This window comes from Sporosarcina sp. P32b, from assembly GCF_002743335.1.
Classification (GTDB): Bacteria; Bacillota; Bacilli; order Bacillales_A; family Planococcaceae; genus Sporosarcina.
On the sequence record NZ_PDZB01000004.1, the window covers coordinates 16,634 to 43,088 of the forward strand.

General features: G+C 42.6%; 30 protein-coding genes. 3 read left to right on the forward strand and 27 right to left on the reverse strand.

Going from position 1 to position 26,455, the window contains the following annotated elements; genetic code table 11:
• Nucleotides 1–51: 51 nt before the first annotated feature.
• From mdh to CSV64_RS04715, 17 genes are all read right to left on the reverse strand, one after another.
• Nucleotides 52–1,002 (reverse strand): malate dehydrogenase, encoded by a 951-nt coding sequence (gene mdh / locus CSV64_RS04635; protein ID WP_099633626.1) that lies wholly within the window; start codon nucleotides 1,000–1,002, stop codon nucleotides 52–54.
• Between the two features lie 55 nt (nucleotides 1,003–1,057).
• Nucleotides 1,058–1,399 (reverse strand): BMC domain-containing protein, encoded by a 342-nt coding sequence (locus CSV64_RS04640; protein WP_099633627.1) that lies wholly within the window; start codon nucleotides 1,397–1,399, stop codon nucleotides 1,058–1,060.
• A complete protein-coding gene (locus tag CSV64_RS04645) occupies nucleotides 1,374–1,679 on the reverse strand; it encodes a EutN/CcmL family microcompartment protein (protein ID WP_085427580.1) in 306 nt (101 codons plus the stop codon). Before CSV64_RS04645 ends, CSV64_RS04640 begins: the two co-directional genes overlap by 26 nt.
• Nucleotides 1,680–1,695: 16 nt before the next feature.
• Nucleotides 1,696–2,580, reverse strand: coding sequence for a phosphate propanoyltransferase (gene pduL / locus CSV64_RS04650; RefSeq protein WP_099633628.1), 885 nt, complete (start codon nucleotides 2,578–2,580; stop codon nucleotides 1,696–1,698).
• 33 nt (nucleotides 2,581–2,613) lie between these two features.
• Nucleotides 2,614–2,898: a BMC domain-containing protein gene (locus CSV64_RS04655; protein WP_085132129.1), complete on the reverse strand. Its 285-nt coding sequence runs from the start codon at nucleotides 2,896–2,898 to the stop codon at nucleotides 2,614–2,616.
• 23 nt (nucleotides 2,899–2,921) lie between these two features.
• On the reverse strand, nucleotides 2,922–4,391 hold the full coding sequence (locus tag CSV64_RS04660; RefSeq protein ID WP_233190407.1) for an aldehyde dehydrogenase family protein: 1,470 nt from the start codon (nucleotides 4,389–4,391) through the stop codon (nucleotides 2,922–2,924).
• A 73-nt stretch (nucleotides 4,392–4,464) separates the two neighbouring features.
• Nucleotides 4,465–5,109 (reverse strand): ethanolamine utilization microcompartment protein EutL, encoded by a 645-nt coding sequence (gene eutL / locus CSV64_RS04665; RefSeq protein WP_099633630.1) that lies wholly within the window; start codon nucleotides 5,107–5,109, stop codon nucleotides 4,465–4,467.
• Nucleotides 5,110–5,125: 16 nt separating this feature from the next.
• A complete protein-coding gene (gene eutC / locus CSV64_RS04670; protein WP_369823493.1) occupies nucleotides 5,126–6,127 on the reverse strand; it encodes an ethanolamine ammonia-lyase subunit EutC in 1,002 nt (333 codons plus the stop codon).
• 7 nt (nucleotides 6,128–6,134) lie between these two features.
• The gene (locus CSV64_RS04675; protein ID WP_099633632.1) at nucleotides 6,135–7,499 is read right to left on the reverse strand and encodes an ethanolamine ammonia-lyase subunit EutB; all 1,365 of its coding nucleotides are present in this window, start codon (nucleotides 7,497–7,499) and stop codon (nucleotides 6,135–6,137) included.
• Nucleotides 7,500–7,513: 14 nt separating this feature from the next.
• Nucleotides 7,514–8,929: an ethanolamine ammonia-lyase reactivating factor EutA gene (locus CSV64_RS04680; protein WP_099633761.1), complete on the reverse strand. Its 1,416-nt coding sequence runs from the start codon at nucleotides 8,927–8,929 to the stop codon at nucleotides 7,514–7,516.
• Nucleotides 8,930–9,272: 343 nt separating this feature from the next.
• On the reverse strand, nucleotides 9,273–9,770 hold the full coding sequence (locus CSV64_RS04685) for a EutP/PduV family microcompartment system protein (RefSeq protein ID WP_099633633.1): 498 nt from the start codon (nucleotides 9,768–9,770) through the stop codon (nucleotides 9,273–9,275).
• A 12-nt stretch (nucleotides 9,771–9,782) separates the two neighbouring features.
• Nucleotides 9,783–10,124: an ethanolamine utilization microcompartment protein EutS gene (eutS, locus tag CSV64_RS04690; RefSeq protein ID WP_085427588.1), complete on the reverse strand. Its 342-nt coding sequence runs from the start codon at nucleotides 10,122–10,124 to the stop codon at nucleotides 9,783–9,785.
• A gap of 24 nt (nucleotides 10,125–10,148) precedes the next feature.
• Nucleotides 10,149–11,417: an ethanolamine utilization protein EutH gene (gene eutH / locus CSV64_RS04695; protein WP_099633634.1), complete on the reverse strand. Its 1,269-nt coding sequence runs from the start codon at nucleotides 11,415–11,417 to the stop codon at nucleotides 10,149–10,151.
• A gap of 152 nt (nucleotides 11,418–11,569) precedes the next feature.
• Nucleotides 11,570–12,139 carry an ANTAR domain-containing response regulator gene (locus CSV64_RS04700; protein ID WP_099633635.1) on the reverse strand — a complete coding sequence of 190 codons (570 nt, stop codon included), beginning with the start codon at nucleotides 12,137–12,139 and terminating at the stop codon, nucleotides 11,570–11,572.
• On the reverse strand, nucleotides 12,132–13,562 hold the full coding sequence (locus CSV64_RS04705; RefSeq protein ID WP_099633636.1) for a sensor histidine kinase: 1,431 nt from the start codon (nucleotides 13,560–13,562) through the stop codon (nucleotides 12,132–12,134). The genes CSV64_RS04700 and CSV64_RS04705 overlap by 8 nt, the downstream gene beginning before the upstream one ends.
• Nucleotides 13,563–13,624: 62 nt before the next feature.
• Complete coding sequence (locus CSV64_RS04710; RefSeq protein ID WP_199168405.1) at nucleotides 13,625–14,611, reverse strand: alpha/beta hydrolase; 987 nt, start codon at nucleotides 14,609–14,611, stop codon at nucleotides 13,625–13,627.
• A 143-nt stretch (nucleotides 14,612–14,754) separates the two neighbouring features.
• Entirely contained in the window at nucleotides 14,755–14,892 is a 138-nt protein-coding gene (locus CSV64_RS04715) for a YfhE family protein (protein WP_099633638.1), read from the reverse strand.
• 132 nt (nucleotides 14,893–15,024) lie between these two features.
• Here CSV64_RS04715 and CSV64_RS04720 point away from each other — a divergent pair, with 132 nt between their 5' ends.
• Together CSV64_RS04720 and CSV64_RS04725 are read left to right on the forward strand one after the other, a co-directional pair.
• Nucleotides 15,025–15,414, forward strand: a complete 390-nt coding sequence (locus CSV64_RS04720) for an OsmC family protein (RefSeq protein WP_099633639.1) — start codon at nucleotides 15,025–15,027, stop codon at nucleotides 15,412–15,414.
• Nucleotides 15,415–15,531: 117 nt separating this feature from the next.
• Entirely contained in the window at nucleotides 15,532–16,887 is a 1,356-nt protein-coding gene (locus tag CSV64_RS04725) for an S-layer homology domain-containing protein (protein WP_099633640.1), read from the forward strand.
• A gap of 39 nt (nucleotides 16,888–16,926) precedes the next feature.
• Here CSV64_RS04725 and CSV64_RS04730 read toward each other — a convergent pair whose 3' ends face one another.
• From CSV64_RS04730 to CSV64_RS04745, 4 genes are all read right to left on the reverse strand, one after another.
• Nucleotides 16,927–17,292: a hypothetical protein gene (locus tag CSV64_RS04730; RefSeq protein ID WP_099633641.1), complete on the reverse strand. Its 366-nt coding sequence runs from the start codon at nucleotides 17,290–17,292 to the stop codon at nucleotides 16,927–16,929.
• A 65-nt stretch (nucleotides 17,293–17,357) separates the two neighbouring features.
• On the reverse strand, nucleotides 17,358–17,681 hold the full coding sequence (locus CSV64_RS04735) for a hypothetical protein (protein ID WP_099633642.1): 324 nt from the start codon (nucleotides 17,679–17,681) through the stop codon (nucleotides 17,358–17,360).
• Between the two features lie 38 nt (nucleotides 17,682–17,719).
• Complete coding sequence (locus CSV64_RS04740; RefSeq protein WP_099633643.1) at nucleotides 17,720–18,877, reverse strand: PstS family phosphate ABC transporter substrate-binding protein; 1,158 nt, start codon at nucleotides 18,875–18,877, stop codon at nucleotides 17,720–17,722.
• Nucleotides 18,878–18,891: 14 nt separating this feature from the next.
• Complete coding sequence (locus tag CSV64_RS04745; protein ID WP_099633644.1) at nucleotides 18,892–19,344, reverse strand: helix-turn-helix transcriptional regulator; 453 nt, start codon at nucleotides 19,342–19,344, stop codon at nucleotides 18,892–18,894.
• A 173-nt stretch (nucleotides 19,345–19,517) separates the two neighbouring features.
• Here CSV64_RS04745 and CSV64_RS04750 point away from each other — a divergent pair, with 173 nt between their 5' ends.
• Nucleotides 19,518–20,840 carry a sodium-dependent transporter gene (locus CSV64_RS04750; protein ID WP_099633645.1) on the forward strand — a complete coding sequence of 441 codons (1,323 nt, stop codon included), beginning with the start codon at nucleotides 19,518–19,520 and terminating at the stop codon, nucleotides 20,838–20,840.
• Nucleotides 20,841–21,201: 361 nt separating this feature from the next.
• Here the strand turns inward: CSV64_RS04750 and CSV64_RS04755 are convergent, their stop codons facing one another.
• From CSV64_RS04755 to selD, 6 genes are all read right to left on the reverse strand, one after another.
• Nucleotides 21,202–21,681, reverse strand: a complete 480-nt coding sequence (locus CSV64_RS04755; RefSeq protein WP_099633646.1) for a GAF domain-containing protein — start codon at nucleotides 21,679–21,681, stop codon at nucleotides 21,202–21,204.
• Nucleotides 21,682–21,775: 94 nt separating this feature from the next.
• A complete protein-coding gene (locus CSV64_RS04760) occupies nucleotides 21,776–22,018 on the reverse strand; it encodes a PepSY domain-containing protein (protein WP_199168407.1) in 243 nt (80 codons plus the stop codon).
• A 126-nt stretch (nucleotides 22,019–22,144) separates the two neighbouring features.
• A complete protein-coding gene (locus CSV64_RS04765) occupies nucleotides 22,145–23,437 on the reverse strand; it encodes an MFS transporter (protein ID WP_099633647.1) in 1,293 nt (430 codons plus the stop codon).
• 170 nt (nucleotides 23,438–23,607) lie between these two features.
• Nucleotides 23,608–24,036, reverse strand: coding sequence for a YugN family protein (locus CSV64_RS04770; RefSeq protein ID WP_099633648.1), 429 nt, complete (start codon nucleotides 24,034–24,036; stop codon nucleotides 23,608–23,610).
• A gap of 218 nt (nucleotides 24,037–24,254) precedes the next feature.
• A complete protein-coding gene (gene mnmH / locus CSV64_RS04775; RefSeq protein ID WP_099633649.1) occupies nucleotides 24,255–25,289 on the reverse strand; it encodes a tRNA 2-selenouridine(34) synthase MnmH in 1,035 nt (344 codons plus the stop codon).
• A 21-nt stretch (nucleotides 25,290–25,310) separates the two neighbouring features.
• Nucleotides 25,311–26,357 (reverse strand): selenide, water dikinase SelD, encoded by a 1,047-nt coding sequence (selD, locus tag CSV64_RS04780; protein WP_099633650.1) that lies wholly within the window; start codon nucleotides 26,355–26,357, stop codon nucleotides 25,311–25,313.
• Between the last annotated feature and the right edge of the window lie 98 nt (nucleotides 26,358–26,455).

Here is a 26,455-nt window from a genome sequence, read left to right on the forward strand (position 1 = left end):
ACAAAAACATCTCCCTAAGTCCACTTTACGACTTAGAGAGATCAGTAGTTATTACGACATTTGTTTTTCACAAATTTCGATGACTGCTTTGACAGAGTCAGCTGAATGATCAAGCGCTTTTTGTTCGTCTTCTGTTAATGGGAGTTCAATCACACTCTCAATACCATTGCCGCCAAGAACAGTAGGTACACCTAAGTAGATATCTTGATATCCATATTCGCCTTCTAAATAAGCGATAGATGGCATAATCCGCTTTTTATCTTTGATAATTGCTTCAGCCATCTCCACCAAAGCGGCAGCAGGTGCATAATACGCACTACCATTACCTAGCAAAGAGACGATCTCCCCGCCACCTTTTCGAGTACGCTCCACAATTGCTTCTAGTCGTTCATTCGAAATGATTTTATCCAACGGAATGCCACCAGCATACGAATAACGCACAAGTGGAACCATATCATCACCGTGCCCACCAAGAACAAAGCCGGAAATATCTTCCACAGAAATATTCAATTCTTCTGAGATGAACGTATTAAATCGTGCAGTATCGAGCACACCTGATTGTCCGATTACACGATTTTTAGGAAAGCCAGTTGTCTTATAGCAAACATACGTCATCGCATCTACTGGGTTACTTAAAATTAGCACGATACTGTCTGGAGCATAGCGTTTCACTTGTTCAGAAACAGAACGCATAATCTTTGCATTGGTCGCAACTAAATCATCACGACTCATGCCTGGTTTACGCGCGATGCCTGCAGTAATGATAACCATTGCAGCACCTTCAATATCCTCATAATTTGAAGTACCTGTAATACGGGAGTTGAACTGCTGCACAGGACTTGTCTGAAGAAGATCCAGTGCTTTACCTTTTGTCGGATTGGAGAGGTCAGGGATATCAACTAAGACGATGTCGCCTAATTCCTTCTGAGCCGCCATCAATGCGGCAGTCGCCCCTGTGTGACCAGCTCCGATGACTGCGATTTTATGTCGTTTGAAAGCCATGGAAACCACTCCTTTCTATAGATTTCATTATGAAAAGTATGCTAATAAGCATCCGTCAGTCTTTCTTCGGTGCCTTCTTAGCTTCTGTAGATTTCTTTATTTGTGGAATTTCTGGAATAGTCGGCGCTAGGGGTTTCACCATGCCGTATACTGAATCATCAGGACGCGGTATCACATGCGCACCTAGCAATTCACCTACACGCGCTGCTGCGTCGCGACCTGCATCAACAGCTGCCTGAACCGCACCGACGTCGCCTTGGACGATGACCGTGACGATTCCGCCATCCACCATCTCTTGTGATACTAACTCCACATTAGATGCCTTCACCATTGCATCCGCCGCTTCAATCGACCCGATTAATCCTTTTGTCTCAATCATTCCGATCGCTTGACTCATGTATATCACCTCTCTTTACTTCTGTTGAATCGATAATACCAATAATGACCGCGTCGATTGGGATCGGGTTTTCTTTCGGTAAAATAAAGCGTGAAGAACCGCCACTCGTAATGAGTACCTCGTCACCAACCCCTGCTCCAATACGATCCGCCGCGACCATATGCGACTGTATACTATTGCCGTGCGCGTCAATCGGCTGGATGATTAACAACTTAAGTCCTGATAATCCATCCTCTTTACGGGTTGCCCATACATTACCAATCACTCTACCCATTCGCATGCGTAATCACCTTTTTCTACTTTCTACTCGTTATCGTTTTACCGAGCTCTCGTGCTGTATCTCTTGCTAATGCCGTAACAATTGTACCTTTATTGATGACGATCTCTTTTTCTGAAATCACTGCTACGTCTTCTGCCGACAAAAGCTTTTTAGTAAATTCTAATGCATTCGGAACACTTACTGTGTGAGATGTCTTCACTTTTTCTATTTTCGTTTCCGTCTCTGCTTGCATAGGTTTCGTTTCTTTCGCATCATTCGACTTCACGAGACGACCGATCGATCCCTGTGTAATGAAACCTGCATTCGCTTCATCAGTATCGATATGCATTTCAAGACGATATCGCTCATTCACCCGAATACGTACATTGCGGAATGAAATGGATCGCACTCCGTCCGCTTCCACCGTGACATATTCCCCGTCCTCCACGCCAAAACGCGTAGCATCTGTAGGTGCCATATGGATATGCGCTTGTGCAATAATCAGACCTTGGTTTATATGCACACTACCTTTTGGTCCAATTAAGGTAATGGGTGCAGATCCTTCAATATTGCCGGATTCCCGAAGTGGGGGCTTGACGCCGAGCTTCATGGCATCCGTAAAGCTGACCTCGACTTGAGTCGCTTTTCGGACAGGTCCTAAAATACGTACACGTTCAATACTGCTTTTAGGTCCTGCAATCATCACCGTTTCATTGGCGGCGAATTGGCCCGGCTGTGAAAGCTCGGACCGCTGTGTCAATTCATACCCTGCACCAAACAATACTTCCACATGTTCAGGCTGTAAATGTACGTGACGGGCGGAAACCGCAATGGGAACCGCTCGTTCCGGCAATTGAACGGGACTCTTCCCCAGCTGCCCAAGAATTTCTCCGACAATCTGCTCAATCAATTGCTGATTCATTTAGTTCACGCCTTTCTACTGTGTCAGCAGTGATTATTCGCTTTTTGGTAACATCATTTCTAATTCATTATGTGGTCTTGGGATTACGTGAACTGAAAGCAATTCGCCCACACGTTGTGCAGAAGCCGCTCCTGCGTCTGTTGCTGCTTTTACTGCGCCTACATCGCCACGTACCATAACTGTTACAATTCCGCCGCCAACATGTACTTTACCTACTAAGTTTACACTTGCCGCTTTCACCATTGCGTCTGCTGCCTCGATTGCACCGATTAACCCTTTAGTTTCTACCATTCCTAATGCTGTACCTTCTCTGTTCATAATTGTTTCCTCCTAATAATGTTTTATTTTGAAAGTTGCTTAACAATTTCACTGACTAAGTTCTGTACTAATACCGGATCGATGTTGCTGTTTGTTGAGGCTGATACATTGTTCATGACACTGGATACAAGTTGATCATTAGAGCTCTCTACCGGCTCAGAGTGCTTCGGTAACTGTACTTCCTTCGTACCGTATGCCATCCGCTTAATGTTCAGCAAATGTTTAGCCGTGACATTGTCGGATGTAATATTGCCACCGAAAGTTCCGCATCCTAATGTGAACGATGGCATTAAGCCTGTAGTTCCACCCACTGCACCAATCGAAGCCATTGTATTGACCAAAATACGTGATACAGGCATTTCCATCGCGAATTCTCGTGCAACTGCATCGATTTCGGTGTGTAGTGCCAAACTGTGTCCACGTCCACCTAGGTTCAGCAAGTCGAGACACACTTCTTTCGAATGCTTCACACCATCAACGATATACATAGCGAAAATCGGTGATAATTTCTCCAATGAAAATGGTACATCTTTGCCGACTTTTGTTTCCATCCCAACTATCAGGCGCGTGCCTTCCGGTAATGAAATACCTGCCATTTTGGCAATGAACTGTGGGCTCTTGCCAACTACTTTCGGATTCACCTTACCGGGTACCGGTGAGATGACTCCTTCCATGATCTTTTTCTCTTCATCAGACAAAATATACGCACCATTTTTTTTCAATTCGCTCGTAACGAGATCCGCGATATGCTTATCGACAACAATCGCTTGCTCCGTCGCGCAAATCGTACCATAGTCAAATGATTTACTGTCGACAATATCTTTTACTGCTTTTTGGACCTTCGCAGAACGCTCAATATAGACCGGAACATTACCAGGACCTACACCATACGCTGGTTTCCCAGAGCTATATGCCGCTTTGACTAGTGCACTACCACCTGTTGCGATGATGAGATTAACGTCTTTATGCGACATCAATTGCTGTGTTGCCTCCATCGAAGCCAACGTTAGGCACTGGATTAATCCTTCTGGTGCACCTGCTGCAACAGCCGCTGCATCACACACTTTCAATGCTTCATGTGTACATTCCACTGCATACGGATGAGGACTCACAACAATGGAATTTCGTGTCTTCAGTGAAATCAATGTTTTGAAGAACGCTGTTGACGTCGGGTTAGTTGTTGGAATAATTGCCGCAACTACACCGAATGGGGCAGCGATTTCCACGACTTTATTCAAATGATCTTCTTTGATGACACCAACTGTTTTCAAATCTTTGATGCTTTCATACACATCACGTGAACCGACTTCATTCTTTACTTTCTTATGAGCTGCTACTCCCATACCTGTTTCATCTACCGCTAATTGCGCTAGACGACCGGATTGTTCAAAAGCAGCATCCGCTACAGCTTTAACAATCTTATCGACTTGTTGCTGGGTATAGCCCATGAACTTCTCTTGTGCTTCTTTTGCAGTTTGAACGGCCAAGCGCATTTGCTGCAAGGCCAATAAATCATTATCCACTAATTGAACCAAATCAAAACACTCCTTCCTACATGCTTCTCTATCAATAACTTAACGGATGATCCGCCATGTTCTGTACGGCTTCACGAAACGCGTCAGCTGCTGCTTCACAAGAAGATTGACTGCCTGTGAGCAGACCGCCACCGAAGTTTGTTTCAGAAGGAGGCGCATAGAGTTCGCATAACGTGACATCCGCAGCTTTTAAGGCCGCATCCAAACCGATAATCGCTTCAAGAGGTGGTGCAATCAAGTATGCAATCGATTGGCCGACCGGTATGTTAGCCATGTCAGCCAAGTAACTACCACAGCTAGAAATGGTATGCGCAAATAACGCATGATCCGGGTTTCCATTAATTGCTTCGAAATACGCTTCGTGCTCTATAGTGATACGAATCGAATCAAGACCACTTTTCACTTCTTCCGGTGACGGTCCAGCAATGATTCCGATAAACTCACCAGACAGCGGTCCGGAAGAATGTGCAGCACCTGCGTAAAAACTTTTCGCGTAGACTACTTCCACGTCGCTATGCTTCGTAGCTGCATCAATTGCTGTATAACCAATGTCATCAATTGTCGTTGTCATCAATCCAAGACTGCGTTGATAGGGCTTCAGTTCAAACTTCTCAGCCAGCTCTGGACTAACGTTTGGAATGACTTGCATCGACAAGATGTCCGCGTGGATTTTCATTCGTCCTCCCCCTTCCTCAACCTTCTTTTTGAACAAGCGATACACCGCTCGCTTCGTATTTTAAGATTTTCTGAATGATCGTTCCGAGGAATGCCCCGGCTTCAACAGGTGGGATTCCTCCTTTATGGATATTGGAAATCACCATACGATCCGCTTCAATCGTGCCGTGCCTTGGCTTGTAGCACATATAAGCACTCAGTGACTCTGCAGATACTAGACCAGGACGTTCACCGATCAACATGACCACTACATCGGGCTGCAATAACTCACCGATATCATCCATCACAGCCACTCGCCCTTTATCAACGTAAAATGTCGTTCCCATTTCGATATTCAAGTTGTTTAACGATTGTTCCAGAGACAAGTAGACGTCTTCCAGATTTTCTTCAATCGCTTTCGCACTTAGACCATTTGACGCGACGATCTGTACGACAGGCGATTTTTTACAGCGTTCTTGAATAATAGACTTCGCTTCATCTGAAAGTTTTCTACCAAGATCCGGACGTCGAATATATTCTTCTTTATCCACCACTTTGGATTGCACTTGGAATAATCCTAGCTGCTCAAGCAAGTCATCCGGCACTTCACCGTAGACCGCATCAACAGCCGCCGCGTGGTCCAGTCGAAACTGTAGCCACGTCTTCGTTTTAGGACGTGAACCTGCGCGTCCAACCCCTACTCTAGCTGGGGTCTTTTTGCGATACTCTGCCCATTTATCTTCTACAGGCTCTGCTTCAGGTGCTAGCTTCGGTTTCGGATTACTGTATGCCGTCGTTGGTTTTGGTTTCACCGTAGCGATATTCCGCTTTGGCTCTTCCGTCGTACTATGGAATGTCACCAATCCACTAGGTGACTTTTTCACAGTTTCTGCGTTCAAATGTCCAATAGGCTGTTGTGAAAACAACTCTATTATCTGCTCGTTCGAGTTCTGTTGTACCGTTTGACTGCCGCTTGCAGCTTCTAGCTTCTCTACCACCATTTTTGTGATCTGCTGAATTAGTTCCTCATTCAAGTTCATCCACCTCCTATCGATTGAAGAGTGTGAGATCTCCGGCATGTTTACTCAGCATGCCGTTTTCATAAATCCCCATCTTTTCAAGCCATTTCAAATATTCAGGTGCTGGCGTTTTGCCCATCGTCTGAAGAACCGTCGCCACGTCATGGTAGCTCATGGACTGGTAATTCAGCATAACGTCATCGCCCATCGGTGCTGCGATGATGAAGTTCACACCTGCCGCTGATAATAGGATACTTAAATCTTCAATATCATTTTGATCCGCTTTAATATGGTTCGTATAACAAATATCTACACCCATCGGCAGTCCGTGTAGCTTGCCCATGAAGTGATCTTCAAGGCCTGCACGAATCACTTGCTTGCTGTTGTATAAATATTCCGGCCCAATAAATCCGACAACTGTATTGACGATGTACGGGTCATAATGCCGAGCAAATCCGTAGTTACGCGCTTCCATAGTTACCTGATCCACGCCGTAATGCGCTTCAGCTGATAATTCAGATCCTTGCCCTGTTTCAAAATACAAGGTTTGAGGACCGGTACCCGTACCCATTTTCAGTGATAGATCTTTCGCTTCTGCAATTAATTCCGCTGAAATTCCAAATGAACGGTGAGCTTTTTCCGTTCCCGCGATACTTTGGAAAATCATATCGGCAGGTGCCCCTTGTTCGATTGCTTTCATCTGTGTCGTAACGTGTGCGAGTACACAGTTTTGCGTCGGGATTTCCCATTCATCGATGAAATCTTTCGTTGCGTTCAACACACGTTTTACACTTTCTACGGAATCGTCTACGGGATTGATCCCAATTACTGCATCACCGATACCGTAAGACAAGCCTTCTTTTAACGAAGTGATGATGCCATCAATATTGTCTGTCGGATGATTCGGCTGCAAACGGGAAGACAAAGTGCCTTTTTGGCCGATTGTAATATTACATGTTGATAAGATTTCAATTTTATTTGCCGCATGTACCAAGTCAAGATTGGACATCAGCTTTGTGACGGCTGCGATGACTTCCGAAGTCAATCCGCGGCTGAGACGCTTTAATTCACGGTCGCCTACTTCATTACTCAAAATGTATTCGCGCAGTTCTGCGATACTCCAGTTTTGGATCTCGCCATAGACCTTCTCGTTAATATCGTTTTCAATAATGAGTGATACTTCGTCGCTTTCAATTGGAATCAGCGGATTGTTGCGGATATCGCTTACAAGCAATTCACTGACGACTGTTTTGGCTGCAATTCGTTCTTGCACGGTTTCCGCTGCAATTCCCGCGAGGCGATCTCCCGACTTTTCTTCATTCGCTTTTGCTAGTACTTCTTTCAGATCATGGAACACATATCGTTCGCCGCCTAATGTAGTGGATAAATTCACGTACGAGACCTCCTTTACGTAGTGTGGAAAGTTAAGGTTTTCACGACGACCGGTACTACACCCGAAGTGAGCGCATTGCCGATATCGATGTAATCTCCTGTTTCCACATTGATTTGATCTATGCAAATAATACTTTGTTTCACTTGTAATGCTGCCAGTGTTTGGCCAATCACTTTGGCATGATCGGATTGAATGACCAAAATAATCGGTTGTTCTGGACGTGGTCGCTTGTTCATGACTTGAACAACTGCTTTGGCAAGCTTCTGCACATCGCGAAATCCGAGATAAGGAAGATTGCATAAGTAGAGCGCAAAATTTTGTCCCTCTTTGGCTGAGTCATATAAAGTTACCGCCTGCTCGACCGCGTCTTCAAAATGGGATAAACCTGTTTCGAGATTTGCTTCAAAGTCATATTCGTAAATAGGGATATTTTTTAATGGCAACTCATGTGGTGCAACTTGAATGGTGGCTCCGCTAATTTCAGTCGTCTGCGTTCCTGCACCTAATACGGTTGCACGTACAGTTTCTATAGGCTCCTGCCAAGTGAAATGCTGAAGTGAAGTGTTACGCAACAAGGCTTCCGCAAGCTGAACACCTATATCATCGTATTGTGCCTCCTGAACTTCACCGGATTCATGATGATACATGCACTCCGAAATCCCACCTGAAAAAACGATTGTATCAACCGTTGGCAACCAATTCGGTTCATGACCAAGCAGTAGTACTTGATCTTGCGCATGGACTTCTTTTTTTAAAACTCGTCCCATTGCTTCCGCCATATACGTCGTTACGAACGTTACGGTTGAAGAACTTTGCGGATCACCTACCCGTAATGTGTACCCTTGATCTTGCAATAGTCGCTCGACTGGCGGGGAGATGGTACGAACTTTACCGCCTTCAAACTCGATTAATCGGCCACCAATATGCATCGTACATGTACCAAGAAGCTGCTTATCCTTGAACACAGCGATATTTGCTGTTCCTCCGCCGATGTCAATATTGGCGATGACCTGACCACTTTTTCCGGATAATTCATAGCTCCCAGAACCTTTAGCTGCAATAATACCTTCTAAGTCAGGTCCTGCGGTTGCTACGAGAAAATCACCTGCTTCGTTAGATAACTGATGTAACATTTCACTGGCATTCCGCTTGGTAGCGGTTTCACCAGTGATAATGACAGCGCCTGTTTCAATTTGTGAAGGCTGAACTCCAGCTTTGTCGTATTCGGATTGGATGATTTGTTGGACACCCGCTACATCAATCGTCACCTCGTCTTGCAATGGCGTTCGGAATACTGGACTTTTATAAAGTATTTCTTTGTCTGTAATTTCTATTCGTGGCACATGTGATGCGCCCGCCACATTACGTAGGGAAAACCGACTGATAATCAGTTTCGTCGTGCTTGTGCCAATATCAATTCCTGCACTCATAATTGTTTCGTGCTTATTGAAATTGCTCACGCCCACACCCCTTTCTGATTACTTACTGCAACGCCTGTCGGAGCTAAGCGGCGTTCTGCACTGTTGATTGTATCTAGTTCCGGACGCCAGCTCCTCGGGTCGTTTCAGTATTGCCGAGAAAGTGCAAAGTACACACTTTTTCAGCAATACCTCCAACGCCTGTCGGGGCTAAGCGGCGTTCTGCACTTTTGATATAAAAAAGACGCCTTTACAAACCCATGGATTTTCCCACGGGATGTAAAGGCGCCTTTGCCGTTTTTATTCACTTGTATGCAATTTACTATATCAAATTCCTTACTAACTGTAAAGAAGATTAGCCGAGAAAGATCAAGTGTTGATCGGCCTTTGATTCTACGTATTGTTGCATGGCGGCAAGGTCGTTCAGCTTGGTTAATTCTCTCAGGTGCTCGATTCCCATTCCGGTTACAGATGAAATCATAACGATTGGTCCTTGGTTCATGACGGTCTTTAGCATGCCGAGTGAACGTTCTAGGTCGGCTTCCGGAAGATCACATTTGGTAATGACACCAATTGGCAGTTTCGGAATCCCCATGCTGAAACCCGGTGGAAAAATAAGCTTTTCACTCGTTGCGTCTTGTAAATACAGTACGTGCGTCACTTCAAGTGCAGTGGCCATGATATTTTTATAGAACATCGGATTTTCCGAATACTCACCCGGCGTGTCAACAATCCAATCATAATAACTGAGCGTTTGCGTTTTGAAAGCTTCTACTTTTCGGCCTAGTAAAGCATTTGTCAATGTTGACTTCCCAGCCCGTACCGCACCGATTAGCATTGCTTTATTTCGCATCGTCTTCACTCCTTATGATTTTGTAATTTCAGCTGGCGTATAGTTTAACTTCTCCGATAAAAATCGGTTGATTTCAAGCATAGCCATCTCGACTTCTGAGACACTGCCCACAATGACCAGACTTCCCGTAAATCGATCGAGGAATCCAATTCGAACATTTGCCGCTTTTGTCGCCAAGTCTCCCGCGATAATGACTGTTTCACTCGGTGTACACGTAAGGATACCTAAGGCACCCGCTTCTTGTATACCTAACTTCTGAAACATATCTGGATCGGGGTTAGCGATCAAATGACTGAGTGTAAGCTGTTTTCCCGGAACAAATTCCTGTATAAATCGTTTCTTTTCTTCGCTCATTATACACACTCCCTATATATAGTTTTACGCTTTAGCAACAGGAGCTTCTGGTTCAACGTCTTCATTCTCGTACTCACCTTTTTTAATAATTCCGGCTTCACGATCTTGCTTCTCTAGCTTTAATGCCGTTGGTACAGAAAGCTTGTACGCAATAATAATTGCAATGATACCTGCGCTTAATTTACCTAGTATAACCGGTAAAATAATATTTGGCTGGAAATTCGCTGTGAATGATAAATGATCACCCAATAAGAATGCAGCACAGACCGCGAATGCGATATTGACAACTTTATCTTTTGGTCTCATGTAACGAACTAATGAGAACATCGCCAATATATTTGCAACCGTTGCAAGTAGTCCTGCGCTCCCTTCAGGTGAAAGTCCAATTTTCTTCCCTGCAGATTCCAAAGGTTTCCCCATATACTTCCGAATTAAATAAATCATTGGGAATGCACCCGCTAGCATGATACCAATGTACCCCGCTGTTTCAAGTGCACGGAATTGGTCTGCTTTATCTGCCATAATCGGATCGAAGCCCCAAACACCAAAGATTTTAGTGAAAATACCTGTAAATACCTCAACGATAGAGAACACTAAAACTAGTTTAATGGCAGCATCCATCACGCGACCAAAAATCATAAACCCGTTAATCATAATACGCGGGACGAACTTTAATCCGACCGCAATCAAAACAACAAATATTAATAATGGCAATAAATTTATAAAGATCTGTAAATAACTAATTGCAAACTCATAATTGGATGTAGCAGTCGTGCTGATTACATCACGCACATCCGTATTGAACAACACTACTAAAACAGATGCAATAAAAGCACCGATTGGAATCGTTAGTACACCCGACATAATACCAAGCGCCATATACTTATGGTCCCTTTTATCAAGCATTGCAAGTCCCATTGGAATAGAGAATACAATGGTTGCTCCGGACATGAAACCGACGATCAGCGCCATGATCCATCCTTCATTTGTTACCTTTAACGCTTCTGCTAACTGGTAACCGCCCATATCTGAAGCCAGAATAGTAGTTGCGGCAAGTGCCGGATCTGCTCCGATTGAATTAAAGATTGGCCCAATAAACTTACTTATAAACCAAGTCAAATATGGTATGGACGCCATGATTCCTGCCGCTGGAACGAAGATATGTCCAACTGCGTGTAATCCAGACATGAATTCCTTACCTAATCCCTCTTCTGGATTTTTTATTGAAGCAAACGCCCCTGCAACCGCACAGGCCATGATGATATATACAATCACCGTTCCAATCATTTCCATATAAGTTTCCCCCTCTTATTGTCATCTTATGTTCTCTTTTGTCGTGCAATAATTTACTAGCCACCACCCTCTAGCTTGTTTATAACTCGCGAAAAAAAGACAAAAAGACGCTTAAAGAATGTAGCTCTTTAAGCGTCTTTGCTTAGATCTATTTACTTGTGCGAATCTATTATTTCCAAGGCAAGCGACTCCATTGTCATTTGCCGCGACATACTTGTATCACGCATTTTTTTAAATGCTTGTTGCTCGGTTAAGAGCTCTGTATTCATTAGAATACCTTTTGCTCGTTCTATGACTTTCCGCTTTTCCACTTCCTGCTTCGCTTGCTGAATAGTGTCCTTCAACCGTTTCGCTTTACTAGATTGGTGAAGCGCGACTTCAATTGCAGGAATTAAATTAGCTTCAGAAATAGGTTTAACTAAATAGCCGACCACACTGTCTTGCTGTGCCTTTTCCACAAATTCCTTTTGACTGTACGCGGTGATGATTAAAATTGGTATATCCAGTTGCTCTCCAATGATTCGACTCGCTTTTAGCCCATTCATCTTCGGCATTTTAATATCCATTAGAATTAAATCAGGCTTATGCAAAAAAGCCAGCTCAATCGCCCTGTCCCCATCACCTGCTTCTCCAACGACTTCATAGCCATGGTCTTGCAAGGTCATTTTCAGGTCCATGCGAATAATTGATTCATCTTCTGCAATTAAGATTCGTTTACTCATCAAAAGTTTCCACCTCCGCACCCACTGGAAAACTGATTACTGCATGAGTCCCGATTTCCCTAGGCACATATAGAAACTCACCATTCAAATCATTGGCCACCAAATTGTGGATGATTTCCGTGCCAAGCGAAGTTTGCGGATTCTTCATTCCAACGCCGTTGTCGGATACGTGAAGCTCTACAAAATCATGATCTACGGTAAATTCCACATCAATAATCCCCTCTTCTTTGCCTGTAAATGCATGTTTTAAAGAGTTTTGAATAAGCTCATTAATGATTAGCGCAATTGAAACCGCTTTCTTAGAGGTTGTTACTATTTTATTGCCATTCGGCTCAATAATCAAGTCTACTTTTAAATTATATTCGTTGAGCACCATAGTAGAACATATTTTCCTTGTCAAATTTATAATATTTACATCATCATCATCCGCATGTTCCTTCGTAAGAATAATTTCATACACAGACGAAATACTATATATCCGATTCAGTGTTTCTTCAAAAGAAGAGCGGCTTTCAGCAGGCATTCCATTGCGCATTTGTAGCCTAATCAAGCTTGCCACCGTTTGTAAATTATTTTTTACACGATGATGAATTTCTTTAATCACGACTGACTTCATCATTAATTCTTTTTCCTTTGTCCGAAGTTCCGTAATGTCTTGGACAATTAATAAAGTTTCTTGAGATTTGTTTTTCTCACGCAATCTTATCTTTTTAACTATTAAATTTTTGCGCTCAATTGTTAGTTCAAAGACAAACACATCATCTTCCTGCTCATAAACCGTCTGCAAAAAAGGTAAAAGTTCTAACAAATCACGATTTAGGACATCATCTTGCTCGCTCATTTCAGTAATCAGTTTTAAGCCTGAAGGATTTGCGTATACTAGCCGATTACTTTCATCTGTCAAAATAAGCATTTCCATTAATAAATCTGAAACGACACCTAAACCCGAATTTGTCAGCTGATCTTCCGCTGTTTCTGTTATTACGGAAAACCTCTTTATACTGTCTGTTGAAGTCGTTGAAGTAACCTGCTTTTCTGAAATCAGTACACCAATCACTTGATGGCTTGTATTCTTAATGGGCACTACGGTCTGATCCACCAAGATGCCTTCTTGTGTCATAGCCTGTCGTATGATTGATTTCTTTCCATTGCGATAGGAATAAAATACACCTGGCTCAAAAGATTCAAAAACAATCTTTCCAATAACTGAGTTATTATAAAGTGGTGTACTACCAACTGGAAAAGCTTCTGCAACGACAATTGCTTGATTACTTGGTTTTAATTTACAATCAATGAACATATACGAATCTGACAAGTCCGCATAGGTCTGTAAGCTAAACGCCATCTCCTGAAGAATCTGCACATCTCGACTAGACAGTTCGGTATGCTGTTTACAAAGTTGTTCAACTGTTGCTTTTACCAATACGTCACGACCTTATAATGAGGAATGTTGCTTCACTTACTTTGTAAAATAGTATAGGACGGTTAACGAGTGGGGTCAATTGACAGGTTCGATGTCGGTAAATGAGTCTTAAGAAAATCATCTACCTTTCTCTTATATGCTGCCTGATCCATCACGAATGCTTCGCCGTGATTGGCGTCATCCACTAAAAACAAGTCCGCCTCACTCTTTGTCTTCTCATAAAGCTCTTTCGTCATTTCTGTCGGCACAAACGTATCTGCATTACCATGGATATACAGAATCGGTACAGTCGCACGTTGTACTGCGCTCAACGCATCCGCTTCCTTCAATGAATATCCTGCTTTTGTGTTTGTTAGTAAACTCATATTGTCTAGTAAAGGGAAGGCTGGTAAATGAAACATTCGATTCAATTGATAGGCAAAAAGCTGATAGACGGATTGATACGGACTATCTGCAACAATTGCTTTCACCTGCTTCGGAAGATTTTCACCGCTTGCCATCAAAACCGTTGCAGCACCCATAGACAAACCGTGATAGATTACTTGTGTGTTAGTACCCGTTTTTCCGGTTAGCAACTTCGTCCAATCAATCAGATCTAAGCGATCAGGCCAACCGAATCCATAATAATCACCGCCACTTTTTCCATGTCCTCTAGCATTTGGCATGAAAATATTATAGCCGAGTTCCTCATAATAATATTGGCCGTATAAACCCATTTGTTTGGCATGTCCTAAGTAGCCATGTGTCAGAATCACCAATTTTTCGCTAGGTTGTTTGGCAGGAAGGTAATAACCCATTAAATCTAAACCATCTCTTGATGTCAGATGCATTTCTTCAAACTTCTGTTTGTCAACCCAATCCAGCCAGTCTCCATTTAAAAACACATCCATGGTTTCGGCCGATACTTTCAAGTCTGCATTGCTTGCCAGGAAGTCTTTGGGCCCGCGTTTAATCGCCAAGTTGTAAAAGAAAAAACTTCCCGCTATTTGAAAAACGATGAAGAAAGCAACTAGTATGACGATAACCTTTTTCCATCCAATTCTCTTCATTTCTATATCCTCGTTCTCTTAGTTTAAGCATTTATTATTAGTATACAGCGAATACGATGAATACGGCAGGTCTATTTCATGAGAAAAACCCCAGTAGTTGGATAGCAACTACTAGGGAACGTCTCATTCACTATTTTCGCATCTTACTTCTTCTTGTTGTCGCCTTGCTCTGTAGCCTTATCTGCCCGTTTGAATTCTTTGGCATACAACACTTCCTGTGTGGATGAAAGACCGTTATTCTTATCAGTCAGTGTTTTGTGTGGCGGTTTGTTTTCACTCAAGTCTCAACACTCCTTTCCATCTGATTTTTTAGTCTCCCACAAATTCTTGATATTAAACACAGAAAGACAGTTATCGTTCTTTGGGTTTCTTTCTAAAACAACGTATACTAACTGTAAAAGGAGCTGATCCACATGAATTTTCATATGACAGAACACGGATTTGAAACCAAAACAGAATTTGGTACATTACACATTTCATCAAATGAAGAAAAAGGGTTTCGTCCCTATCAGCTAATGGTTGCGTCGATCGCAGTTTGTGGTGGTGGCGTCATGCGAAAAGTCCTTGATAAAATGCGTATGCCAGCAGAAGATATTGCAATTGATGTAAAAGAGGTTGTGCGTTCTCAAGATGATGCAAGCCGTCTACTAAAGATTCATCTTCATTTCACTGTTATTGGATCGGACGTTACAGACGAAAAAATGCCGAGAGTCATGAAGCTGACGGAAAAAAATTGTTCTATGTTGCAATCCGTGATGGGTTGTATAGATGTTGTGAAAACATACGAGCTTGGTACAAAGTAAGTTTCATAAACCTGACAAGAGAGTTCTTCCTTTTGTCGGTTTTTATGTTTAAAGGACCTTATTTTTCCAATGGAAATCCTGTATAATTAATAGAATACCTAAAGGAGGTCTACTTATATGAAGAATAAACTAGTCGGGTTGTTAGCAGTTTTATTGGTCTTTGCAGCAACACCATTTCAAGCGCAGGCGGCCACACAATTTTCTGACGTAGACACGCATTGGGCAAAGAAGGAAATCATGTATTTAGCTGATCGGAATATCATTGGAGGTTTTCCGGACGGTACTTTTAAACCAAATGATCCCATTACACGGGCACAGGCATCTTCCATGCTTATAAAAGCATTGAAAATTCCATTGGTTAAAAATCCTACAGTACAATTCAAGGACGTCTCGAAAAAGTCTCCATATTATCAAATTCTCGCAACAGTGAATGAAAAAGGCATCATGCGTGGAGATAACGGCTTCATGCGTCCTGGTGAAGATACTTCACGTGCACATATGGCTGCGATTATTCGTCGTTCATTTAACATACCTGTCGATAATCAAGCGACATTTGTAGACGTTTCACCGGCCCAATGGTCATTCCCTGATATTAATGGGATTGCAAAAAAAGGGATTACTGGCGGTTCAGAAGGGAAATACATGCCGACTAACTCCGTTACACGTTCTCAGTTCTCAGCATTTTTAGTACGTGCATTAGACGACTCTATGAAGCTAAATGATTATCATTCCTATGTAAGTGTTAAAGGTAAAACAGTTGAACAGAATGGCTTTACTTATACCATTGCAAAAGATAAAACATCAACTAAGTTATTTAAAGAGAATAAAAAGGCAGGAACACGTTCAGCAATCTTAGATAGCGCGACTATGCCAGATAACGGAATAAACCGAGTACTACTCATGTCCGGCTATCAAATGGTCCTATACAATGATGAGATATTCATTCCGTATTGGAACTCGATCAACCCAGGAAATAAAATGCCTGCAAATTATAATCTAGTGAAATTGAATGTCAATGACTGGAGTTACACGATCGGTAGTATTCCAATCGATCAAAAGTTCCGTAATATGTTCATTTGGAACGATCGCATCTACTATACACTCGAAAAGAACAAAGACCGTGTTTTCGATTCCAAATTCGATCCTACTGCTCCACTGGATGATCCATTGACGTTATACTCGGTTGCCATGGATGGAAAAAACAAAAAGACATTATTGAACTTTGATGCGCGTGTTATTTTCGATGGAGTGGAAGCTACTACGAAAACCAATCAAGTAAGTCAAAACAATAAGTCTGTAGCGTTCGACCTTTCTACGATGTATTATTTTAACAAAACAGGTGTGTATAAGTATAATCTATTAGATAAAAAGACAAACAAGGTCTCCAATGTTCTTGCGAAAGATATGGAAGTTACCGCTACCCAATTAATCGTAACGGATCAAGCAGGTAAGAAACATACACTTAAGAAATAAGAAATGGCATGCCTCTATTCTAGCGGCATGCCATTTTTTCTATCGATCTATAATAAGCTTTGCCATCATCCGAATGAATAATTGCCCAATGAAAAATGGGATAGCCGTTAACAAAATGACAAAGTCTCGGCCAAACGGCTTGAACCATCCACCATCATCTGAGATAAAATTCATAGCCAGTACGAGAGAAACTATGGCTGTAATCACATGAATAAGCAACATATAACGGACCCTGATAGGGCAAGATAAAATGCCTGTTATTACAATATATAAAACAGATACTACTACTAAATACTTTGCATCTTCTCGCTTCATAAACTGACCATATTCATAGAAGTGAAATAGGAACGGTGCTGGTATCAAACTCATTACGAGCCACACTAAGTGCCAATTTCGTTTCACCATTACTTCATCACTCCAATTAGCTAACAGTAAAAACGCCCTTTTTGTTCAATACCATTATAGAACCATCACATTCCCGACATACCTGCAACGACTACAAAAGTAGTCCACAAAAAGCCTAGCCCAATAGCTAAAACTGCGAGTGCTCTCAATGATATGAGTAAAATGGTTAGCCAGTTTTTTTCTACAGGCGCATCAACTTTTAACGACTGAAGAATGAATGCAGTTCCTACCATTCCGGTTATGAAAGTTAGTACAACACCTATCCAATACCATGTCAATCCGTTACCCCAATAGGCCATACTTTGAAATAAACCACTTAGAAAAAATACACCTGCCGCACATATGAAAGCAAGCATGATAAATACCAGTTGTTTCTTTTCTCCTTGCATAATGTACATCCTCTTTTCATTCTACTTGGCTGCCCTTTTCACGGTTTCTTCACCGGCACGTAGCCGACCTTCTCTACTAACTCCTGTCCTTGTGGTGAAACTATCCATTCAATGAATTTTTCCACATTCGGATTATCTGTCCCTGCTGTAATGACATAAAACTCAGATGCAATTGGATATTCATCACTTCGTATGGTTTCTTTTGTCGGCTCTACTCCATCGATTGCAAGCAATTTAATCTCATCATTCCCTACCATTTCCGTTGAGTAATAGCGAAATGTATAGCCGATGGCATTTTTATAATTTCGATAATTTGAGACCTCTGATAGTATACCCCCCATTCCTTCGGCCACATTTTCTTTTGGAGCATCCATAATCGGAATATCCCCCATCAGTCGTTCCAAGCCTGTTTGACTACCACTGTCTGCCGGTCGTTGGAATGCACGGATTGGCTCGCTTTTCCCTCCGACTTCTTCCCAATTCGTGATTTTGCCCGCATAGATATCTTGAATTTGTTTTAATTCTAAATGATCAACAGGATTCTTTTGATTGACGAAAAAGACAAATGCTTCTCGACCAATTGGTGTTAATTTCAACTCAAGACCTAGTTTCTTCGCCACTTTCATTTGGGCGTCTGAAGGTCCTGCCGCCAAAATCATATCTACCCTACCAGCGAATAGATTTTCATAGGCTACAGGGGTTGTATTAACCATTACCTCACTATCATACGGGTTATATTCTTTTCTAGGATAAACTGCTTGAACAAACGCTGCATACAATGGATATAACGCGGTAGCTCCGTCTATTCTCGGTAAATCATCCTTCAGCTCGAGTGTAGCCGCTTCATCGAGGACGGCAAGCTTTGATTCCTGTCCAATGGTAAACGGTTCATAATAACGCACCTCTACTTCGGCATTCACTGTTGAAATACTCTCCTTATAAATGTGCATCATCGGCCAAACAGCTGATCCCAGTAGAATTACTCCAGCTACAATACCGAACAATCGCTTTCGTTGCTTCGTGTTAAAGAAATGAAAGATCATCATGACAACCCACACATATAAAATGATCACCGCGCTTAGCGCTAACGGAATATAGTGGATCAATCCCATTAACAATAAATACAGCAACCCTATTCCTGTGAAAAATAATAACGCGATGAATAACAGTACCGCAAATGCTATAGGTGCAACCATATGCGTCCCTCCTCTTATTTTCCTCCCAATTCCCCCAGTCGGTGCCATGCCTCGTCTTCATCGAACGAACTATACCAGCGATAATGCTCTTCATCTAAAATACGAAAGTGTTGACTGATCAAGTTTTGCTGTAAACGGAAACGACCTTTTGTTTCCAATTCACGCCACCATACTTTACCGCCCATCGATTGGTCCATTCGGCGGTCAATGCCGTTATGCGCAATGGTCTCCAGTACTTCTAGCGGATCCCCACCAACTGTAGCTTGTAAAACTTCACTTTCACGAAATAAAGCACAGACTGCTATAACAGCTGTCCAACTAGCCAACGCTCTCGCTTTTTCAATTTGAATCAACGTCTTTTTGGAAAGCCCCAGTACATCCGCCATTTTTTGTTGAGAGTATTCTTTCTCCAATCGGATCACCCGCAACTTTAATGAAATCAATTCTATTAATTGTTGTTGATTCACCTGATCACCCCGTAGTTACAATTTATATCCGATGGTGTAATATTACACCTGTGTAATTGTATAAGCAAATGAATTTTTTAAATTCCCAGTTAATATTGCAACTATCGATTCTTTCTTAAAATTATGATAAGATTTATTGACTTTGTAATTTAGTAAAAGAAACGAGGACTCTTATGAAACAGCGTGAACAATGGACATCCAAGATTGGTTTTATTTTAGCAGCTGCTGGTAGTGCCATCGGTTTAGGAGCAATCTGGAAGTTTCCTTATATGGCCGGAACGAACGGCGGCAGCGTGTTTGTGCTGTTATTTATCATTTGTACATTATTAATCGGTCTACCGATTTTATTGGCTGAGTTTGTCATCGGACGAAGAGGACAGGCAGACGCGGTCACTTCATTAAAGAAATTATCAACCAGACGCAGTTGGGGATGGGTTGGATGGATGGGACTTGCCTCTTCTTTCATCATCTTATCTTTTTATAGCGTCGTCGGCGGATGGATTTTATCTTATTTAGCGCGTGCCTTTACGTTTACGCTAGGCGGGCTCGATTATAGTGAACTATTTAATACGACAATCGCGAATCCATGGGAAGTATTATTGGCCCAAGCATTATTTATGGCGTTGACGATCTTCATCGTTCAAAGCGGTATTCGTGGAGGGATTGAACGAGCTAGCCGCTGGATCATGCCTTTATTATTCTTGTCATTCATTGTATTGGCAATTCGTTCGCTGACACTAGACGGCGCGATGGAAGGTGTGCGTTTCCTATTCGTACCGGATTGGAGTTATCTTAACGGAACCACATTCCTTGTTGCATTAGGTCAGGCATTCTTCTCACTGAGTGTCGGTGTGACTGCGATGATGACTTATGCTTCCTACCTATCGAAAGAGGAGAAGCTTGGACAGTCCGCGTTTAATGTATCCATCCTAAACATCGGGATTTCAATTCTAGCAGGACTTGTCATTTTCCCAGCTGTTTTCGCATTAGGACATTCACCGGAAGCGGGCCCTGGACTGATTTTCGTCATTCTGCCGGCTATTTTCAATGAAATCCCATTTGGCAGTGTGTTTTTAATTATTTTCTTCCTCTTAATGCTGTTTGCCACACTGACTTCTGCTATTGCGATGCTTGAAATTGTAGTTTCTACAGGCATCCGTAAAAAGCATGATAGAAGAAAACGTGCTTCATGGGTGTTTGGCGGACTGATCTTTTTAGTCGGAATTCCAAGTGCACTATCATTTGGTTTGCTGTCCGATGTGAGTATTTTCGGCAATTCCATTTTCGATTTTGCCGATTTGCTGACGAGTAGAATTGCGATGCCGCTCGGGGCATTGGCCGTGTCTTTATTTGCTGGCTTCGTGCTGACAAAAGAGGATACAGCAGAAGAGTTAGGGATGAGCCCCACTCTTCACACATTATGGAAAGTAATTGTACGTTATTTCGCACCTATTGCGATCGTCGTCATTTTCTTTACTTGGGTTTTAGGTATGTAAAAAGCACGCTGGAGAACTTTACTCCGGCGTGCTTTTGCTTTATATAATCTAATCAGTGCTAGTCGACGTTACAATCGCGGATTTTCATGAGAAATAGCAGTGAACCTTTGGAAGTCGTCTTGCATTTACGAGAATAAATGTAGTTTTCTTTAAAGAAGGCGCTCATTCTGCCACGATATCCGATCAATAAACCCTCATAAGCGCTCTATCTATTCATTTAATCGCTCTATGAACCTCGGTAATTGCTCTATCCTGTCACTTAAGCGCTCTATCCCCTTTAGCAACCGCTCTATCTATCTCCAGAACGCGTCCGCCTAGAACGCAGTGTAAAGACTTTCTCACCTTCAGCCTTTCTTTTCCACTAGATATGCTTCATAAGCGCTTCCACTACATGCGTCAATCCCGCCAAGTCGTCTGCCGTAAAGCGATCTAGTTCAGGACTGTCGATGTCGAGTACGCCAAAGACTTCTCCATCTTTAATCAGGGGTACAACCACTTCGGAACGGGATGCCGCGTCGCATGCTATATGCCCCGGGAACGCGTTGACGTCCGGTACGACCAAGCCTTCTTTTGTCTTCGCAACTGTTCCACAAACACCTCTACCGAGTGGAATACGAATACATGCCGGTAATCCTTGGAACGGGCCGAGCACGAGCTCATCGCCATCCATCAAGTAAAAACCTACCCAATTGATGCGATCGAAGAATTGATTAAGTAATGCGGATGCGTTGCTTAAGTTTGCGTATACATTTGGCTCTCCTGATAAGAGTGCATCCACCTGTATTGCTAGTTGCGCGTACTTCTCTTGTAGATTATTCGAGTAATCAATAGGTGTGTACATACTAATTCCCTGCTTTCTGTGTATAGATCTAACTGTAATCATACACAGAATAGCAGACTTGGAAAAGTAATCGAACTTCATTCGTTGTTTCAAGTCAATCCAATTTCACTCTCAGTACCTCTCCGGTCACTGCATCTATCTTAACTTCATACTTATGCCCTTCTGCTGTGCGGATATCTACTTCAAATACCAACATACCGTCATCGAATTCCAATTCTGATTTCACCACTTCACCCGGTACTCTTTGTCGGGCAATTTCGTTTGCCTGTTCCATTGTAATCCTACGATACTGCGGATGTTGCCAGTGATTCATCCAATACTCACTTTGCTGATTCAATGAACGATCCCTCCAATTTCATTCTACGTTGTTACTCTATGCGAAAGAATGAAAAAGTGCCCCACAGCTGAGTTTGTCGTTTACGAAAGAAAAACGGATTATTTCCGAGGAAATAATCCGTTTTTGTCAGGCCGCCTGCGATGAAATATTCTTTTGTTTATAACGCATCCAAATAATGAGCGGAATAAGTAGTAAGGAAATATAGGTTCCAAGGAAGCTTAACATGGAAAAACCTAAGTACGCCATGACAATTCCTGAAGCAAGTCCACCTACTGTTCCTGCTAGCGCGACAAATACGTCGATGCTTCCTTGGATCTTCGCACGAGTCAACACATCAGTAGAATCGATAATAATAGCCGTTCCACTGATTAATCCAAAGTTCCAACCAATCCCTAGCAATATGAGCGATACGGACATCCAGAATATCGATTCCCCTGCTACGTAAGCTGCGAGAACACCTGCCAACGCAAGTGTCACACCCGAAGCAATTACCATAATTGGCCGTCCAATCCGATCTACTAATACACCAGTAAAAATGGAAGGTAAATACATACCTGCGATGTGTAAGCCGATAACCAAACCAATACCTGATATTGAAGCACCGTGATGTTGCATATGGACAGGGGTCATCGTCATAATAGCGACCATGACACCATGTGACAGTACGAGTACGATGCCCCCTACCCAAATCCCCATCCTATTTGCCGTTTGTTGATGGGCAACATGCCCTTCGTTGGATTCTACACGTTCTTTTTGTTCAGCCAGTTCAATCTCACGTGCAACGAGTAAAGGATCTGGTCGTAAAAACAGCAAGAATGTCAGCCCGGACAATACGTAGGCGAAACCTGCCAGTAAAAACACACCAGTCAATGAAGGTATACCGATGAAATCTGCCACATAACCCATCGGTAAAACCAGATTGGGTCCCGCTACCGCACCCACTGTGGTTGAAACAAGGGCAACACTGACCGCAGTAGCCCGTTGCTTTTCATTGGCGAGATCTGTTCCAGCATAGCGAGCTTGTAAATTCGAGGATGTGCCTGCACCATAGATAAACAGAAAGGTGAATAACACAGCAAGACTTCCGGTCATCACTGCAAAGATTACACCGAATGCACCGATACCACCTGTAATAAATCCTGCACCGAGACCGAGACGACGACCGTAACGCTGAGACAACCTACCCACGAGATAGGCAGAGAATGCGGAACCAAAAGTAGACAGCGCAATCGGCATGCCCGCCAGGCTTTCATTGCCCGTCATGTCTTGAATTAATAGCGCCCCTACTGTGATTCCTGCTGCAAGTCCGGCACCACTAAATATTTGGGAAATGATCACGACAAGTAAGGAGCGCTTATACAATTGCTTCTGCGCTTCTTTGGATTTAGTGTAGTACGAATAATCTTGCCCTCTCGACATGGAATTCCCACCTTTTCTCTTACTATGTAATGGATCTATAAATTTATTAATTTTTTACGCTTTATTCATCTTATCATACAGTAGCAACTAGAAAGAGAAGTCCTTTCCATACACAAAAACTAGCAAGCCTAATTTTACTAGGCCTGCTTGTTCTTCTTATAACGCGATTTTTATACTAGCGGTGCGATGAAAATAGGATGATCAGAAAACTTTGCTATTCTCGCTTCCCCTTCATGTACCCACTTTTCGTCGTATTCAATAGGTCCGTCTTTGTCTTCAGGCGTTTGGAACTGGTCGAGGCCGACAGCTGCTAATACGGGGCTGTCATCGTCATCCAATCCAATATTGACTACATGGTTGATGATAAATGGTACGTCAAACTCGATCATAGCACTATCTTCGTCGAGTTCACCGTCCACTACGTGAAAAGGTATTCGTAAGTAAATCGTATCACTACCATCCTGATTCAAGATAGTATCGAAATTTCCGCGGTCGAAGTCCCAATTCCCCCCCATTTGGATATCATGTTCTATGAGTATGTTCCGCGCATCTCCAAATAATGATTTTTTGCCCGGTAGATTAGTTTTCAGTTCGATCATGGCATTTCCTCTTTTCTATGTCAGTTTTTCTTGTTGAATGTCTGGTTGATTAATAGTCTTAAGAATACCCTCGTTAGTTGTTTTACAAACTCTTCTAGTGGACTAAATTGAATAATCATAACCAGAAGTGAGAATATTTTTGATCGACGCTGGCGGACTACATTCGACTTATTTATGTTCACAAAAAAAGACTACCCAATAGGATAGTCTAACTTCGCTTATTTCATTAGCTCTTTATACCGTTTCAAACATTCTTCATACGCTTCTTGTACAGTTTCAGCCTCGATGACGTCTTGGCTAATTGTAGCGAAGCGGGCTACTGAGTGTTCGTACTGCGGATCGTAGTAGTGAGTCAATAACTGTTCTACAGCTTCTGCGAAACGTCCATTTTCTAGGTCTTCCTGGATTTGTGCTGCAATGGGTTGGTGAATGCGTTTGCGAATTCTTGAGAATGCTTCCAGAAACAGTTCTGGTTGTTTTTCCGGTTCGTACTCGGAAAGAATTTCTTCGACCCGCACTTTGATCGGTAGTCTAACAATCCACTGCGGACTCTGTCCTTTTTTCTCAAACAGTAGTTCCGGCATATGTACTTGCCCTATGCGTTTGCTTTCGCCTTCTATGAAGATATATGGTTCGTTTTCATACTTTTCCAGTTTATCCGCAATTAGCAATTCGAATTTCTTCTGGTTGTTCGGCTGTACACCGATTTGTCCGAATATGGAACCTCGATGTCCTGCCATACCTTCTAGATCGATGACCGGACAGCCGTCTTCCATCAGCTTGTGAAGAATCTTCGTCTTGCCGCTTCCTGTATAGCCGTTTAGTACAAGAAATTTAGGTTTAATTGGCTCTTGCAGTTTCGCAATAACCCACTGGCGATATGTATGAATACCGCCACTGATTCGGCTTGAGCGAATTCCCATCAATTCCAGTACAGTCATTGCTGTTTTGCTTCGCATACCGCCACGCCAGCAAAACACAGTAACTTGGGTGTCAATTTTTCTGAATTCTGCTATGAAATCGGGTAGTTTTTTAGAGAAAATGGCTAGACCATGATCCATAGCGGCTTGTTTTCCTACTTGCTTATAAAGCGTACCTACTTCCGCGCGTTCTTCATTCGTGAAAATCGGAATGTTAATACTGCCCGGAATAGTTGCTTCTTCAAACTCTTTCGGAGAGCGTACATCGACTAATGTATGTGAATGGTTTTTCTGTAATTCGAGTGCGTCCGTCAATGTAATATCTCGTACCATGTTATTTTCCATCTCCTTGATTTACTGCACGATAATTCGACCGGTATGTTCGTCGGTTACTTCTCCAATAATATGCGCATCGACTCCAGCTTCACGTAACTGTGCATGCAAACGATCTGCTTCATCTCCAGCAACTGCTACTAGCAATCCACCAGAAGTAACTGCGTCACATAAAATCCATCTGCCGATTTGATCCAATGATTCTGGATATTCGACCATATCTTCTATATGTGCAAAATTGTTTTTCGTACCGCCTGGAACCGAACCAGCTTCTGCTAGTTCTCTTGTACGTGGTAATACAGGAACTTTCTCATTATCAATTCGCAAGCATACGCCACTACCTGTTGCCATTTCAGAAGCATGTCCAAGTAAACCGAAGCCCGTTACGTCTGTTGATGCATGAATGCTGTAATCATCCATCACTTCAGCCGCTGTTTTATTGAGTGTTGTCATCACCTTTGTCACATGAATTTCTTCTTCTTCAGACAATAATCCATTTTTCAGTGAAGTGGTCATGATACCTACACCAATCGGTTTTGTCAGAATCAAGCGATCGCCTGGTTTCGCACCTGCATTTGTACGAATCTTGTCAGGATGTACCGTTCCAGTTACTTGCATACCGAACTTTGGTTCCTGATCATCAATGGAGTGGCCACCGACAAGAACTGCACCCGCTTCTTTCAATTTATCAGCAGCCCCGCGCAAGATCTCTGTCAAGATACTGCGGTCAAGTGTATGGATCGGGAATGCGACGATGTTCAACGCTGTAATTGGTTTACCGCCCATTGCATAGACATCACTGATCGCATTCGCCGCTGCCACTTGTCCAAAATCATACGGATCATTGACAATGGGTGTGAAGAAATCTAGTGTCTGCACGATAGCAGTCGTATCATTTATCTTATATACACCTGCGTCGTCGCCTGTATCCAATCCGACAAGTAAATTAGGATCCGCGAGACCAGGAGGCAATGTTCGTAGAACTTCAGCTAAATCAGCCGGCCCTATTTTACAACCGCATCCTCCTTTTGAAGATAATGAAGTAAGTTTTACAGAAGAATTTCGCATTACAGATATCAACCTTTCAATTTGTAGTCCCTCAATTTTACCATAGAGTTTGCATTCTAGATCTGTTGGGCACTTGAGATTCTTATGGTTAATGAAAA